A 15,167-nucleotide genomic window follows, 5' to 3' on the forward strand; every position below is an offset into this window, starting at 1 on the left:
TGCAACAGAGGAACTGCCATATGCAATTGCCTCTTGACATGGCACCGCTCCGTCCACGATGGTTCCAACGATGTAATCGATCAGCCGGCCACGGCCTGATCGACTCGCCCAACGGAGGGAGAGGTACATGCACCTGACACGCCCCGGCCGTTCGCAGGCATCCCCGCCAGGCAGGCGGCCGCTACGCGCCGTGCTGGCGGGCCTCACGGCCGCCGGAGCACTGGCCGCCGCGGCGATGGCGCCGCCGGCGACGGCCGCGCCGCCCGAGCCGCTCGGACCCGAAGTGGTGCGGACGGACGAGCCGCCGTCGGGCTACGCCGTCACCTTCAGGTACCAGCCGCCCGAAGGCGTGGAGTCGGTCCACATCTACGGCGACTGGTTCTATTCGCGCCCCGAGAGCGTGACCTGCCAGGACTGCGGCGACGGCCGGCACCCGTCGGAGTGGCGGCCGGGCGACATCGCGGCCACTCCGTGGCAGATCCTGCCGATGGAGCGCGGCGATGACGGCGTCTGGTCGATCACCGTACCGCTGCCCGCCGGCACCTTCCGCTACGCCTTCACCCACGACTGCACCAACGTGCTGGCCACCGGCTGCACGCTGCACGACGACCCCGCGAACCCGTGGCAGATCCAGCCGCAGTACCCCGGCGCGCCGGGTGCGGTGCGCAGCACCATCTACGTCCCCGAGAGCAAGAAGTTCCCGACGTACGACACCGACTACCAGGCTCCGCCCCGGCCGAACAAGGCCGGCACGCTGGAGTCGCGGCGCTACCCCTCGCCGCTGTCGACCAACCCCGCCGGCGTCCACGACATGGTGGTGTATCTGCCGCACGGCTACGACCCGGACCGGGCCACGCCGTACCCGACGCTGTACCTGAGCCACGGCAGCGGCGACCACTCGACCGCGTGGACGATGCAGGGGGTGGCTCACCACATCCTGGAGAACGCGATCTGGGACGGCGCGGCACAGCCGATGGTCATCGTGTCGACCGACTTCAACGGCCTGCCCGGCGGGAACCTGGGCTACGTCAACGAGCTCCGGAACAACGTCATCCCGTTCGTGGAGCAGAACTACAACGTCTCCACGCGGGCGGAGGACCGCGCCTTCGGCGGGTTCTCGGCCGGCGGGAGCCGCGCCTACACGCTGATGTACGACCACACTTCGCTGTTCGGCTACCACGCCGCCTGGAGCGCGGGCGGACCGCAGGCCAGCCAGGAGCAGATCGACCGCATGAAGGACGTGGCCGGCGGCATCATGATCGGCACCGGGCTGCAGGACCGCCTGGGCAACATCGCCGAGAACTCGCAGCGCAACGCCGCCGCGCTGCGGGCGGCCGGTGTCGACGTCGACGAGTACAACGTCCTGGGCGTGCACACCTGGCACGTCTGGCGGCCGCTGCTGAACCACTACCTGCGCGAGCTCGCCTTCCGTACGACGGCGACGGCGCTCGAGGTCGACACCGAACCGGCCGGCCGCTCCGACAACGTGCGGCTCACCGCCGTCGCCACGGTCGATCCCGTGACGACCAGCGTCGCCGCACCCTCGGGCAAGGTCGACTTCTACGCGGGCGAGCAGTACCTCGGCTCCGCTCCGGTCCGCGACGGCGTCGCCCGGTTCCACAGGCCGGTCGACGGCGCGTTGCTCGACGAGCCGGTGGTCGCCCGCTACCGGGGCGACGACCTGTTCAACGAGTCGGCCAGCACCCCGGTCGAGGCCGGCTGAACCAGCAACCCTCGGACCGGCGGCCGGGCACTCACCCGGCCGCCGGCTCCGCCTCGGGCCGGGTCGGCGCGCCGGCCGTGTAGCCGAGCTCCGCGGAGATCGCCGTCGCGGTGTCGAGCAGCAGCGGAAGTCTCGCCTCCAGCTGCGGCAGCGTCGCGATCACCTCGATCGCCGTGATCGAGACGGCGGCGATGACCTGCCCCCGCGAGTCCCTGATCGGCGCGGCCACGCACATCACGTACGCGTCGTGCTCGCCGTTGTCCGTCGCCCAGCCGCGCTCACGCACCTGGATGAGTTCGAGCTCCAGCGACGCGCGGTCGGCGAAGGTGGTGGGCGTATAGCGCTCGAACGTGACGTGCGAGAGCAGGCGATCGCGCTCCTCCCGAGGCAGATGCGCCAGGATCACCTTGCCGACGGCGCTGGCATAGATCGAGACCGCGCGCCCGACCCGCGACGGCAGCTTCACGGCGTCGAAGGCGGGGCTGTCGACCTTGTCGATGTAGACGATCTCGTCGCCGGTCAGCTGCGCCAGGTGCACCGTGTGACCGGTCTCCCGCTGGAGCCGGCGCAGGTGCGCCGACGCGAACTGGCGCAAATCCATCGAACCGAGCGCCAGCTCGGACAGCTCGATGAGGCCGCTCCCGAACACGTACGTCCCCGCCCCGGTCTTCCGGACGAACCGCGCCGCCTCGAGGGTCTGGAGGATCCGCAACGCCGTCGACTTGTGGACGCCGAGCACCTCCGAGGCCTCGGTGAGACTCAGCGGGTGTTCCGCGGACCTCCTGATGAGCTCGATCGCGCGTTGGATCGTCTGGGACACAGCCACCTCCAGGTTGCACTATACGCAACGACTACGTTGCGATGTGCAACCGCGACTTGACAGCGTTGCATATGTTCCTACGATCGTTGCAGACCTTTAACGTTCAACCACTGCCACGACTCCATGAGGAGCACCCGATGAGCAAACCCCGCGTTCGCCGCGCCACGGTCGCCGCGGCCACCGTGGTCGGACTCGCCACCGCCGTCTCGGCCGGATGCGGCTCCGACTCCGACGCAAGCTCGGAGGGCGGCGTCACGACGCTGACGTTCGCCGCGTCGACCTTCGGCGATCCGGGCCGAGGGCCGCAGCTGCAGGAGTGGATCGACGAGTTCAACGCCAGCCAGGACGAGATCCGGGTCGAGGCGGCGTCGGTCCCCTACCCCACCTTCGGGCAGACGGTGCTCACGCAGATGGGTGGCGGCGAGGGACCCGACCTCGTCCGGTTCGACATGCCGGAGTTCGAGGCCGCCTCGGACGCCGGCCTGATCGCGCCGCTCGACGACCTGATCGACGTCGACCAGTACGAGCTCCTCGAGCAGCCCGACCGGTTCATGGTCCACGACGACGTGCGGCACGGCATCATCTTCGAGGCGTCGAACTACGCGATGTTCTACAACGCCGACCTCATCCCCGAGCCGCCCACGACGTACGAGGACTTCTTCGCCACGGCGCAGTCGCTGACCAGCGGCGACGTCTTCGGCCTGGCGTTCCGGCAGACCGAGGCCGAGGAGGCCGGCGTCTGGCAGGACATCTTCAACTACGTCTACGGCTTCGGTGGCGCCTGGTCCGACGGTGAGAACCTGACCATCAACGCGCCCGAGAACCTCGAGGGCCTGCAGGCCTACAAGGACCTCTACGACGCCAACGTCATCCCGCGCGGCGCCGACGCGGCCACGTTCCGGCGCATGTTCGCCGAGGGCAAGGTCGCCATGGAGCTCAACAACGGCGGCTACGCCACCCACCTGCGGGCCGAGAGCCCCGATCTGAACTTCAGCGCGGCCCCCATTCCCTTCCCGGTCCGCAGCCAGGGCGCGATCCTCGCGCCCATCGTCATCAACGAGGCGAGCGAGGCGAAGGAGGAGGCGGCCACGTTCATCGAGTGGGCGCTCCAGGAGGAGAACCAGGTGGCGCTCCAGGAGATCCTCGGCGCGAGCAGTGTCGCGACGGCCACCGAGCGCAGCCCCGAGTCGCTGCAGGAGATGCCGTTCCTCACGACCTTCGACGAGCTCACCGAGTCCAGCCTCCCGCAGGTCGTGCTGGGCTTCGAGGCGCAGACGCCCGACATCCGCAAGATCGTCGTGCAGAACGTCATCGCCGCCCTGCAGGGCGAGGTCGACCTCCAGACCGCCCTGGACGACGCCCAGGAGCAGGCGACCGAGCTGGTCGGCTGACCCTTCGACGCCGGGGCGAGGACGCTCTCGCCCCGGCGTCGGCCTCCGTGAACGAAGGACACCCACTCGATGACCGTGCTCGAGCAGACGAGAGCGCCCCGATCCGACGTCCGGCCCAGGCGCAGCCCACTGGGGAGCCGCTGGACGCCGTACCTGTTCCTCGCCCCCGCGGCCGTCTTCATCGGCCTCTTCCAGGCCGTGCCGCTCGCTCAGGAGATCTACCTCAGCTTCACGCGTACCTCGCTGCTGAACCCGACGAGGAGCACCTGGGTCGGGCTGGAGAACTACGCCCACATCTTCAGCGACGACGACTTCCACCGCACCCTGGTCACCACGCTCATCTACGTCGTCGCCTGCGTCATCGGCTCCGTCGGCGCGGGGCTGCTCGTCGCGCTCCTGCTCAACCGGAACTTCCGCGGCCGCGGCGTCGCCCGCGCGCTCGTCACCGTGCCCTGGGCCGCCCCGGGCATCGCGGTGGCCCTCATCGCGACCTGGATGCTCAACCCCCAGTACGGCATCGTGAACCGGTTCCTCGACGCCGTCGGGCTCGGCGTCCCCGGAGGCGCCATCCTGGACAGCTCGACCTATGCCCTGCCGGCGATCCTGGTGACGACGGTCTGGCAGCTGTTCCCCCTCACCTCCGTCGTGCTCCTCTCCGCGCTGCAGGCCGTCCCCAGGGACCTGACCGAGGCCGCGACGATGGACGGCGCCGGCCGGTGGTGGACGTTCCGGGCGGTCACCTGGCAGGTCATCAAGCCCACGGTCGGTCTGCTCGCCCTGCTCATGACGATCTGGTCGATCCGGAGGTTCGAGCTCATCTGGCTGATGACGAAGGGCGGCCCGGTGGGGTCCACCGAGACGCTCGTCATCGACCTCTACGCGCAGGCCTTCGACTCCAAGCAGCTCGGCACCGCGGCGGCGATCGGCATGGTCGGTGTGGTCATCTCGCTCATCGTCATCGCGGGCAGCCGTCTGGTCACCCGCGCCGCGGACAAGGAGGGCCTGCGATGAGCCGCCTTCGTCTCGGCCTCACGCTGCGGATCGTCGCCGTCCTCGTCGTCATGGGCGTCGCGGTCTTCCCGCTGTACTGGATGTTCGTCACGGCGCTGTCCAGCAACAGCGACCTGTTCGCCTCGGAGGCCAGGCTTCTCCCCGACTTCACCCAGTTCGGAGTCTTCGCCGACGCGCTGGCCGAGGGCGAGACGCTGACCTGGCTGCGCAACAGCCTCGTCATCGCCCTGGGCACCACCGCGCTGTCGATCGGCCTGGGCATCCCGCTCGGCTACGCCCTGTCGCGGTTCTCGTTCCGGGGCAAGGCCCTGACGACGGTCGCCCTGCTGCTCACGCAGATGCTGCCCGAGGCCCTGATGGTCGTCCCGCTGTTCGCGCTGTTCAACCGCTTCGACCTGCTCGACACGCTCAGCGGGTTGATCCTGGCCAACGCGGCCTTCGTGCTGCCGATCGTCGCGCTCATCCTCAAGGGCGCGATCGACGGCATCCCGCGCGAGCTGGAGGAGGCCGGACGGGTCGACGGCGCGCGGCCGCTCACCATGCTGGTCCGCATCAACGTGCCGCTGATCGGCCCGTCGATCGCCGCCGCCGCGGTCATCGCGTTCTTCCACGCCTGGAACGAGTACGTGTTCGCGGTGACGTTCATCTACGCGCCGGAGATGCAGCCGGCGTCGGTGGGCATCGCCAGCTTCATCGGCGAGGTGGGCACCCCCGTGCAGACGGTCATGGCGGTCGCCTTCATGTTCACGCTGCCCGCCGTCGCCTTCTACCTGTTCGCGCAGAAATACGTCGTCGCCGGCATGACCGCCGGCGCAGTCAAGGGCTGACCACGATATGAAGATCACTTCGGTCGACACCTTCGTCGTCGACTTCTACCGCACCAACCTCGTCATCGTGCGCGTCTCGACCGACGAGGGCGTCGTCGGGCTCGGCGAGGCGACGCTCGAGGGCAAGGAGCGGGCCGTGCAGGGGGCGATCGCGGAACTCGCCGAGGCGGTGACCGGCCTCGATCCCACCCGGATCTCCGGGATCGTCTACGAGCTGACGCGCGACTGGTACTGGCGCGGCGGCCCGGTCATCATGACGGCGCTGAGCTCCTTGGAGATGGCGTTGTGGGACATCTCCGCCCGCGACCTGGGCGTGCCGGTCTCCCGGCTGTTCGGCGGGGCCACGCGTGACCGGGTGCGCGCCTACGCGAACGGCTGGTTCTCCGGCGCCGCGACACCGGAGGACTACGCGGCCGCGGCCGAGCGCACCGTCGCCACCGGGTTCCGCGGGCTCAAGTGGGATCCGTTCGAGAACTACGACCTCGTCATCACGTCCCGGCAGCTGGATCGCGTGCTGGCGCAGCTCGACGCGGTCCGCTCGGCCGTCGGGCCCGACGTCGAGCTGTTCATCGAGGGCCACGGGCGTTTCGACGTCCACCACGCGATCAAGGTCGCCCGCGAGATCGCGCAGTTCGACCCGATCTGGTTCGAGGAGCCGTGCCCGCCGGACAACCTCGACGCGCTGGCCGACATCCGCCGGGCCTCGCCGGTGCCGATCGCGGCCGGCGAACGCTGGTTCGGGCGGCAGGGCTTCGCTCCCGCCCTCGCCCGGCAGGCCGTCGACTTCGTCCAGCCCGACGTGACCCACGCCGGCGGCCTCGCGGAGCTGGCCTTCATCTCGACGCTCGCCGCGACCCACTACGTCGGGTTCGCGCCGCACAACCCCAGCGGGCCGTTGAGCACCGCCGCGACGCTGCAGCTCGGCGCCTGCCTGCCGAACTTCCGGTACCTGGAGATCATGGCCACCGACGTCCCGTGGCGTCCGGAGATCACCAACGAACGCCTGACACTGACCGAGCAGGGCGACGTCCTGATCCCCACCCGTGCCGGACTCGGCATCGAGCTCGACCTGGAGGCCATCGCGCGCCATCCGTTCACGCCGCACCCGATGCGGCTGTTCGACGACGCCGTCTACGACATCCGTCCCCACGACGAGCGATCCTTCTTCAACCTGGGAGCCGACGAATGACCGTGCCCGCGCCCGAGGCGGCCGACTCCTGGTTCGGGACGGCCGCCGACGCGCTGCCTGCCGATGCGGCCGACAGCGTGCTGATCGGCCGCGTCTGGGACCCGGCCGCGGGCGGGCCGTCACCCGTCGTCGTCCGCGACGGCCGGCTGCTCGACCTCAGCGACCGCTTCCCGACCGTCAGCGACATCTGCGAGCTGCCCGACCCGGCCGCCGTCGTCGCCGGTCTCGACGGCAGGCCGGTGGCGGACCTCGCGGAGGTGCTGGCCAACACGGGAGCGGCGGCCCGCGACCTCACCCGTCCGTGGCTACTGGCGCCCGTGGACCTGCAGGCGTTGAAGGCCGCGGGGGTGACGTTCGCCGTGTCGATGATCGAACGCGTCATCGAGGAACGGGCCCGCGGCGACCTCACGCTCGCCGCGGAAATCCGCCGCCGGATGCTCGCCGACGTCGGCGACGACTTCCACGACCTGACCCCCGGCTCCGAGGAGGCCTCGCGTCTGAAGGATCTCCTGATGGCCGAAGGCGCGTGGAGCCAGTACCTCGAGGTCGGGATCGGACCGGACGCCGAGATCTTCACGAAGGGCCAGGTCCTCTCGGCGGTGGGGACCGCCGTTCCGGTCGGCGTGCTCGCGGCGTCGACGTGGAACAACCCCGAGCCCGAGGTGGCGCTCATCGTCCAGTCCAGCGGCCGGATCGTCGGCGCGACGCTCGGCAACGACGTGAACCTGCGCGACGTCGAAGGCCGCTCCGCGCTCCTGCTGCCGAAGGCGAAGGACAACAACGCCTCCTGTGCGCTGGGGCCGTTCATCCGCCTCTTCGACCAGCGTTTCGGCCTGGAGCAGGTGCGCGAGCTGGAGGTCGGTCTCGACATCGACGGTGCGGACGGGTTCCGCCTCGACGCGGTGTCGGAGATGTCGCGGATCTCCCGTGACCCCGACGCCCTGGTGCGCCAGCTGATCGGCCGCCACCACCACTATCCCGACGGCGCCGTCCTCATGCTCGGCACCATGTTCGCGCCCATCCAGGACCGCGACCGGCCCGGCGAGGGGTTCACCCACAAGGTCGGCGACATCGTCAGGATCGGTTCGCCGGCCCTCGGCACGCTGGTCAACCGGGTGCAGCACGCCGAGGACTGCGAGCCGTGGGACTTCGGCGTCCGCGCGCTCATGGGCAATCTCGCCACGAGAGGACTGCTGTGACCGCCGTCAGCACCGTCGACCCCGCGGACGGCCGGCGCCGCGACACCGGTCTGCACGAGACGACGGAGCGCGAGCTGGCCGCGGTCGCGGCCGCGGCCGCCGCGTCGTCGGACTGGCTCACCGGCATCGGACGGTCCGGCCGGGCCGGCCTCATGGACGCCGTCGCGGCGGCGCTGGAGTCGCGTCGCGACGACCTCGTGGCGACCGCCGTGTCCGAGACCGGTCTCGGACACGACCGGCTCGACTCCGAGCTCACCCGGGCCGCGCACCAGTTCCGGATGTTCGCCGACGTCCTCCGCGACGGCGGCTACCTCGAGGCGACCATCGACCACGCCGCCGAGACCCCGCTCGGCCCGGCTCCCGACGTGCGCCGGATGCTCGTGGCGCTGGGCCCCGTCGCGGTCTTCGGTGCCAGCAACTTCCCGTTCGCCTTCTCCGTCGCCGGCGGCGACACGGCCGCGGCGCTGGCCGCCGGCTGCCCCGTCGTCGTGAAGGCCCACCCCTCGCACCCGCTGACCTCGCAGCTGTCCGCCGAGGCGATCACCGCGGCGGTGCGCGCCTGCGGCGGACCCGACGGCGTGCTGGGCATCGTGTATGGCCAGGAGGCCGGGCTGGCGCTGGTGCGTCACCCGGCCGTCCGCGCCGCCGCGCTGACCGGCTCGCTGGGAGCGGCCCGGGCGATCCAGGCCGCCATCGACGAGCGCGCCGACCCGATCCCCTTCTACGGCGAGCTGAGCAGCGTGAATCCCATCGTGATCCTGCCGGGGGCCGCCGCCGAGCGGGGCGACGAGATCGCGTCCGGGCTCTTCTCCTCCTTCACCGGCTCGGCCGGCCAGCTGTGCACCAAGCCCGGGCTGGCCTTCGTCCCCTCCGGTTCCGCCGGTGACCACCTGGTCGACGAGCTGCGTGGCCGGGTCGCCGCCGCCGGTGGCGCCGTGCTGCTGAACGAGCGGATCCGCGACGCGTTCGTCGCGCGGGAGGCCGCGCTGGTGCGGGCCGGCACCCGGCTCCTGGCGCGGCCCGGCGTCCCGCCTCAGGCGGGGTTCCGCGTGGCGCCGGCCTTGCTCGAGATCGGCATCGCGCAGCTGTCGGAGCAGATCGCGGAGGAGTGCTTCGGCCCGCTCCTGATCGTCGTCCGCTACGACGACACCGCCGAGCTCGATGCGGCGCTCGCCGTCGTTCCCCCGTCGCTCACCGGCTCGCTCCACGCCGTCGAGCGTGACGACCCAAGCACCGTCCGCCGCCTCGTGGACCTCTTCGCCGCCCGCTCCGGGCGCATCGTCTTCGACGGCTATCCCACCGGCGTGCGCGTCTCGTGGGCTCAGCACCACGGCGGGCCGTGGCCGGCGACGAACACCGTCCACACGTCGGTGGGCGCCACCTCGATCCGGCGCTTCCTGCGCCCGCTGGCCTGGCAGAACGCGGCGGACTGGATTCTGCCCGAGGAACTCAGGGACGGATTCACCGGGATACCCCGGCGGGTCGACGGACAGTGGAAAGCGGCGCGCTGACTCACGCTGCAGAACCACCGCGAATGGGCCGTTGGCGGCGGGGTCGTCGTCACTCGCGTGGGGTGCACCTCACCCGCCTGAGGACCGTTTGGAGGCCGGATCGCTGCCGCATCCGGTCCCAGCGCGGGTGAGGTGCACCTCCGGCGAGTGGATCACCGCCCGGGCGCCACACCGAGCCGGCCGAGCCGAGTCCGCCCACAGATGTGTCAGAAGAGCCCGATCTCCGGCCGGGTGGACGAGTTCGGCGCAGTGTGCCGGTCGCGGCGTTGGCGGGGTCTTCGCGATAGCACCGCTCGGGGGCACCGAGCTCAGCGGGTCGACTCCCGCAGCGCCAGCTGGGCGGTGACGATGGTCGTCACCGGGTCCGGTGCCCGCTTCGCGCCGTCGCCGGCCGCGGCCACCCGCTGCTCCAGCAGCTCCAGCACACGGTCGGCCATCGCCTGGTTACCCGGTTCGACCGACGACAGCCGGGGCACCAGGAACTCCGTCTCCTTGCCGTTGTCGAAGCCGATCACCTGGACGTCGCGCGGCACGTCGAGCCGGAGGTCGGCCAGGGCCCTCAGCGCACCCATCGCGGCGGCGTCGGTGAGCGCGAAGACGCCGTCGAACGCGACGCCGGACTCGTGCAGCCGCTTCACGGCCCGGAACCCGGCCGTCGGGTCGAACGACTCGCTCTCGACGACGAGCTCCTCGTCGAGGTCGATGCCGAGCTCGACGTGAGCCTGCCGATAGCCGCGAGTCCGCAGCGACGGCATGTCGTCGACGTGGTCGTCGTGCCGGCCGCCGATGATCGCGACGCGTCGTGACCCGGTCGTGAGCAGGTGCCGCGTCGCCTGCCGGGCACCGCCGACGTTGTCCATCATCACGTGGTCGAAGGTCTTCGGGACCGGGCGTTCGCCGATGAACACGACCGGCGTCTCGAACCGCAGCTGGTCGAGGTCGGCGGCGTCGACGCGCAGGGGACTGACGACGACGCCGTCGTACATGCGCAGCCGGCCGAACGAGATCGCCTCGAGCTCGCGCTCGGCGTCGCCGCCCGTGCGCTCGACGACCAGATGCAGACCGCGCTTCTCCACGCCGTTGGCGAGCCGGCTGGCCAGTTGCGCGTAGTACGGCCGGTCGATGTCGGGGACGATCAGCCCGACCGCGCCGGTGCGGCCGGCCCGCAGGTGGCGCGCGGCGAGGTTCACCTGGTAGCCCAGCTTCGAGATGGTGGCCAGCACCCGCAGGCGGGTCTCGGCGCTCACCCCCGGCCGGCCGTTGATGACGTTCGACACCGTCATCGCCGACACACCGGCCTCACGGGCCACATCGATCATCCGCACCACGCACCCATCATCGCGCGACACCGGCTCCAGCACGAGGACAGGGTCGCTCGTGCGGCCGTCATCCCTCCTGAGCCAGCAGCCACCGCAGGATCGACGCGTCCTCGTACGTCGGGCCGTAGGCGGCGTGGTAGTCCGGCTCGGAGAACGCCTCGTTCCCGTACTCGGTGTAGCGGATCAGCTCCGCCGCCTCGGTGGGGTCGACGCCGGCGGCCACGTACGCGTCGCGCAGCAGAACCGCCGACTCGCGGGCGAACGCCACCGGCAGCAGGTGGTCGTTGGTGCCGTGGGTGATCCAGATCGGCGTGGGCTCGGCCGCGATCTGGGCGGCCTGCGCCGCGCTGACCCGGAACCCGCCGGTGAGCAGGACGGCGGTGAACAGTCCGGGCTCGGTGGCCAGCGTCTGCCACGCGAGCGTGGAGCCGTAGGACACCGTCGAGGCGTAGACGCGGTCGGCGGCGACGCTGAAGCGGGCCATGAAGCTCTTCACCAGGGCGACCATGAGCGCCGACTCCGCGGCGGCGCCGACCCGCTGGTTCTGCGGGGCGAGGACGATGACGTCCTCGTCGGTGCCGGTCCACTCCGGCTGCAGCCACGCGGTCGCCGGAATGTCGGCGACCACCTGGACGCCGGCGTTGGCGCCGTTGAAGCCCATGCCGTGGCCCGGCAGGATCACGACCAGCGGGTACTCGCGGCTCGGGTCGTAGTCCTCGGGCAGGTGGTAGGCGTACGGGAGCACCGTCCCGCCCTGGACGAACGACTCGTGGGCGAAGTCATCGGCCAGCAGATCGACCGACTCGCCGCTGAGCGGGTGGGCCGCCGGCGACCCGTCGGACAGCACCCGGCCGCGGCCCACGCCGTTGCCCGGCCGGGCGTACACGTCCTCGTTCTGGACGACCAGGGTCGGCTGGGCCGGGTTCACCTTCACGTAGCGGCCCTCGGCGATGACGGTGTTGCCGCCGGGGTCGTCGGCGGCGAGTTCGACGATGACGTAGCGGCCCGGCGTCGACCGTCCGTACGGGTTCAGCGCGATCGAGTCGTTCGTGTAGACCCGGGTGACCGTGCGGTCGGCGCGGCGGGCGAGGTCCTCGATCGGGTTGTAGCGGAAGTTGTAGATGCTGTCGGAGACGGTGAACGTGTCCAGGTCCAGCTCCCACGGGTTGACCGGCGCCGAGTACTCGACGGCGACCGCCGCGACCTTCTGGCCGTACGTGTAGACCTGGGTGATGGGCGTGACGCTCTGGATGCCCGGCGGGCCGGGACGGGCCGGTGGCGCAGCGGCCCGGGCGGGCGCGGCGAGGGCGCCGGCGAGTGCGGCGACGACCAGGGCGGTGCCGGCGAGGCGGCGGACGATCATGGGGACCTCCGTCCAATCGGGCGACGTTGCGCGTGGTGCGAGGTACCGGGCACGAGTGCCGATTCGGGTGTCAGCGGGGTGCTAAATCGGATTAGCGCGTAGCATGACGTGCCGTCCGCCCGACGTCAAGTGGCGACGCCGGCCGGCGGCGCGTCAGGCGGCGGGCGGCGCGACCGACTCGCGGATGCGCACCGGCATGGGCACGCGGTGGCTCTCGTCGCCCGCGGCCTCGCCCTCGCGCTGCCGCTCGATCACGTCGAACAGCACGTCGACCGCCTTGCGGCCGAGCTCGTAGAACGGGAGCGCGATGGTGGTCAGCTTCGGCCGGATCCAGGTGGCGAGCGGATGGTCGTCGAAGGAGACCACGGAGACGTCCGCCGGCACCTTCAGCGCGTGATCGTCGAGCGCCTGGTACGCACCGAAGGCGATGCGGTCGTTGAGGCAGATGAGCGCCCGCGGCCGCTCGGTCGCGAGCAGCTGCATCGTCGCCTCGTAGCCGTACTCGGGCAGCCAGTCGGGGCAGACCCGCCCGCCCGCCAGTTGCACGCCCGCCTCCGCGAGGACCTCGCGGATCCCCGTGACCCGCTCGACGCCGGCGAGGGCGTCGGGCGGGACGTCGCGCGGCCGCGGCCCGGCGCCGATGACGTGGATCCCCTCGCGGTGCCCGGCGTCGAGCAGGATCCGTGCCGCCGCACGGCCGGCCTCGACCTCGTCCGGAACGATCGACGGCAGCGCCGCCGAACGCTTCGGCACCACGTTGAGCAGCACGGCCGGCCCGCCCAGCAGAGCTGCCGGCACCTTCATCGGCCGGGTGAACATCGCGGCGAAGATGATGCCGTCGACCCGGCGGTCGTGCATCGCCTGGAGCAGCCCCTGCTCCAGGTCGGCCTCACCCTCGGTCTCACCGATGAACAGCATCACGCCGCGCTCGCGGGCCCCCTCGAGCGCGCCCTTGATCATGTCGCCGGCCAGCCGCGTGGTCGCGACCGTGTCGGACACGAAGCCGATGGTGCGGGTCGTGCCGGTCCGCAGGCCGACGGAGACGATGTTGCGCCGGTAGGCCAGCTGCTCCGCTGCCTCGAGGACCCGCTGTTCGACGGCCCGCGAGATGCGCAGCTCACGCGCCCGCCCGGACAGGACCAACGACGCCGTCGTGGGCGACACGCCGGCCTGCTTGGCGACATCGGCCATCGTGACCCGCCGTCGGCTCACCCGAGGACCTCCAAGATAACGAACCGGAATCGGTGCTTGACAGGTAACAGCGCCGTCGAAACACTAACCACGCTAATCCGATTTAGCAACCGGCCTCCGGCAGCACGGACCGCCGGTCAGTCACCCAAATCTACCGAGGGGGACGCAATGTCGCGTCGCATCAGCCGCCGTCGCGTTGCGCTGGGCTCCGTCGCGCTGACCGGCATCCTGGCCGCCGGCTGCGGCGGGCCCGGCGACAACAACAGCTCGGAGCCGTCCGACACGGCCACGGACGCCGCGGTCTCCGGCGCGCCGACCTGCGGCGAGGACCCGGTCACGATGAACGCCTACTTCGAGACCGGGTTCCCGATGCCGAAGGCGCTCACCGACGAGTTCACCGCGCAGTATCCGAACGTCACCTGGGAGATCCGCGAGGACCAGTTCGCCGTCATCACCCAGAACGCGCCCCGCGTGCTCGCCGACGACCCGCCGGACCTGATGCGGCTGCCGCAGGTGTCCGAGCTGGTCAAGGACGGCCTGCTGAAGAACCTCGACGGCTACGCCGCGGCCTTCGGCTGGGACCAGTGGCCGGCCTCGCAGCTGGAGCAGCTGCGGCTGGGTGACGGCGGCCGCCCGCGCGGCGAGGGCTCGCTGTACGCCATGGGCCTGAACTTCAGCATGACCGGCGTCTTCTACAACAAGACTCTCGCCGCGCAGGTCGGCATGACCGAGCCGCCGACGTCGCTGGCCGAGTTCGACGACGTGCTCGCCCGGGCCCAGCAGGCCGGCGTCACACCGATCGTGCAGTTCAACGGCGGAGCCACCGGCGGCTTCGCCTTCCCGCTGCAGAACCTGATGGCCGCCTACGGCGAGCCGGGCCCGATCAACGACTGGATCTTCCAGAAGGACGGCGCCACCATCGACACCCCGTCGAACCTGGAAGCCGTGCAGCACCTCGACGAGTGGATCAAAGCCGGCTACTTCGACCCGGACGCCAACGCCATGGACTACGCCACGATGATGAGCAAGTTCATCGCCGGCGACGGGCTGTTCATGTTCAACGGCGACTGGGAGTCCGGGAACCTCGACCAGCAACTGCCCGGCGAGGTGGGCTTCTTCCTCTTCCCGTCGGCGGAGGAGGGCGGCGCATTGGCGACGATGTCCGCGCCGCTGACGTTCGGCGTCGGCACCGACTCGGCGAATGCCGACTGCGCGGCGTTCTTCCTCGACTGGGTGGCGACCAATCCCGAGGCGCGGGCGGTCGCCGTCGAGGTCGGCGGGTCGCACCCGATGGGCTTGCCGGACGCTCCCATGCCCGAGGTGCAGGAGGGCACCGTCACCGCCGAGACACTGGCGGCGGGCGCGCGGATCGCCGAGGACAACGGTGCGATGGACTTCATCGCCAACGCCACCGGCGCCATCTACGCACAGTCGTGGACGCCACAGCTGCAGCGGCTGTTCGCCGGCGAGCAGACGCCGGAGGGCCTGCTGCAAACGGTCCAGAGCGACTACGAGAGTCAGGTCGGGAGCTGACGTCGATGGCACGCCCGACCCTGGACCCCGCGGTCGCGGCCGCGGGGTCCCCGCCGGCGCCGGCCCGCCCGACCGCCCGCCGGGCACGAC

Annotated in this window: 12 protein-coding genes; 8 read left to right on the forward strand and 4 right to left on the reverse strand. The window is 71.1% G+C overall.

The window, feature by feature from the left end; genetic code table 11:
- Nucleotides 1-190: 190 nt before the first annotated feature.
- On the forward strand, nt 191-1,723 hold the full coding sequence (locus DY240_RS19390) for an alpha/beta hydrolase-fold protein (RefSeq protein WP_119661489.1): 1,533 nt from the start codon (nt 191-193) through the stop codon (nt 1,721-1,723).
- A 31-nt stretch (nt 1,724-1,754) separates the two neighbouring features.
- Here the strand turns inward: DY240_RS19390 and DY240_RS19395 are convergent, their stop codons facing one another.
- A complete protein-coding gene (locus DY240_RS19395) occupies nt 1,755-2,543 on the reverse strand; it encodes an IclR family transcriptional regulator (protein ID WP_147375408.1) in 789 nt (262 codons plus the stop codon).
- A gap of 137 nt (nt 2,544-2,680) precedes the next feature.
- Between DY240_RS19395 and DY240_RS19400 the strand changes: the two genes are divergently transcribed.
- The 6 genes from DY240_RS19400 to DY240_RS19425 all read left to right on the forward strand — a co-directional run bounded on the left by DY240_RS19400 (nt 2,681) and on the right by DY240_RS19425 (nt 9,671).
- Nucleotides 2,681-3,934: an ABC transporter substrate-binding protein gene (locus tag DY240_RS19400; protein WP_158602911.1), complete on the forward strand. Its 1,254-nt coding sequence runs from the start codon at nt 2,681-2,683 to the stop codon at nt 3,932-3,934.
- A gap of 69 nt (nt 3,935-4,003) precedes the next feature.
- A complete protein-coding gene (locus DY240_RS19405; protein WP_119661492.1) occupies nt 4,004-4,945 on the forward strand; it encodes a carbohydrate ABC transporter permease in 942 nt (313 codons plus the stop codon).
- Nucleotides 4,942-5,772, forward strand: coding sequence for a carbohydrate ABC transporter permease (locus DY240_RS19410; protein ID WP_119661493.1), 831 nt, complete (start codon nt 4,942-4,944; stop codon nt 5,770-5,772). Before DY240_RS19405 ends, DY240_RS19410 begins: the two co-directional genes overlap by 4 nt.
- Nucleotides 5,773-5,779: 7 nt before the next feature.
- Nucleotides 5,780-6,961 (forward strand): mandelate racemase/muconate lactonizing enzyme family protein, encoded by a 1,182-nt coding sequence (locus DY240_RS19415; protein ID WP_119661494.1) that lies wholly within the window; start codon nt 5,780-5,782, stop codon nt 6,959-6,961.
- On the forward strand, nt 6,958-8,160 hold the full coding sequence (locus tag DY240_RS19420) for a fumarylacetoacetate hydrolase family protein (RefSeq protein ID WP_119661495.1): 1,203 nt from the start codon (nt 6,958-6,960) through the stop codon (nt 8,158-8,160). Before DY240_RS19415 ends, DY240_RS19420 begins: the two co-directional genes overlap by 4 nt.
- Nucleotides 8,157-9,671 (forward strand): aldehyde dehydrogenase (NADP(+)), encoded by a 1,515-nt coding sequence (locus DY240_RS19425; protein WP_119661496.1) that lies wholly within the window; start codon nt 8,157-8,159, stop codon nt 9,669-9,671. Before DY240_RS19420 ends, DY240_RS19425 begins: the two co-directional genes overlap by 4 nt.
- 308 nt (nt 9,672-9,979) lie before the next feature.
- Here the strand turns inward: DY240_RS19425 and DY240_RS19430 are convergent, their stop codons facing one another.
- From DY240_RS19430 to DY240_RS19440, 3 genes are all read right to left on the reverse strand, one after another.
- Nucleotides 9,980-10,990: a LacI family DNA-binding transcriptional regulator gene (locus DY240_RS19430; protein ID WP_119661503.1), complete on the reverse strand. Its 1,011-nt coding sequence runs from the start codon at nt 10,988-10,990 to the stop codon at nt 9,980-9,982.
- A 67-nt stretch (nt 10,991-11,057) separates the two neighbouring features.
- Complete coding sequence (locus DY240_RS19435; RefSeq protein ID WP_119661497.1) at nt 11,058-12,353, reverse strand: PHB depolymerase family esterase; 1,296 nt, start codon at nt 12,351-12,353, stop codon at nt 11,058-11,060.
- 153 nt (nt 12,354-12,506) lie between these two features.
- On the reverse strand, nt 12,507-13,565 hold the full coding sequence (locus DY240_RS19440; RefSeq protein ID WP_199701808.1) for a LacI family DNA-binding transcriptional regulator: 1,059 nt from the start codon (nt 13,563-13,565) through the stop codon (nt 12,507-12,509).
- A 147-nt stretch (nt 13,566-13,712) separates the two neighbouring features.
- Here DY240_RS19440 and DY240_RS19445 point away from each other — a divergent pair, with 147 nt between their 5' ends.
- Nucleotides 13,713-15,077 (forward strand): ABC transporter substrate-binding protein, encoded by a 1,365-nt coding sequence (locus DY240_RS19445; RefSeq protein WP_119661499.1) that lies wholly within the window; start codon nt 13,713-13,715, stop codon nt 15,075-15,077.
- Nucleotides 15,078-15,167: the final 90 nt, after the last annotated feature.

The organism is Jiangella rhizosphaerae (assembly GCF_003579925.1).
GTDB classification, from domain to species: domain Bacteria; phylum Actinomycetota; class Actinomycetes; order Jiangellales; family Jiangellaceae; genus Jiangella; species Jiangella rhizosphaerae.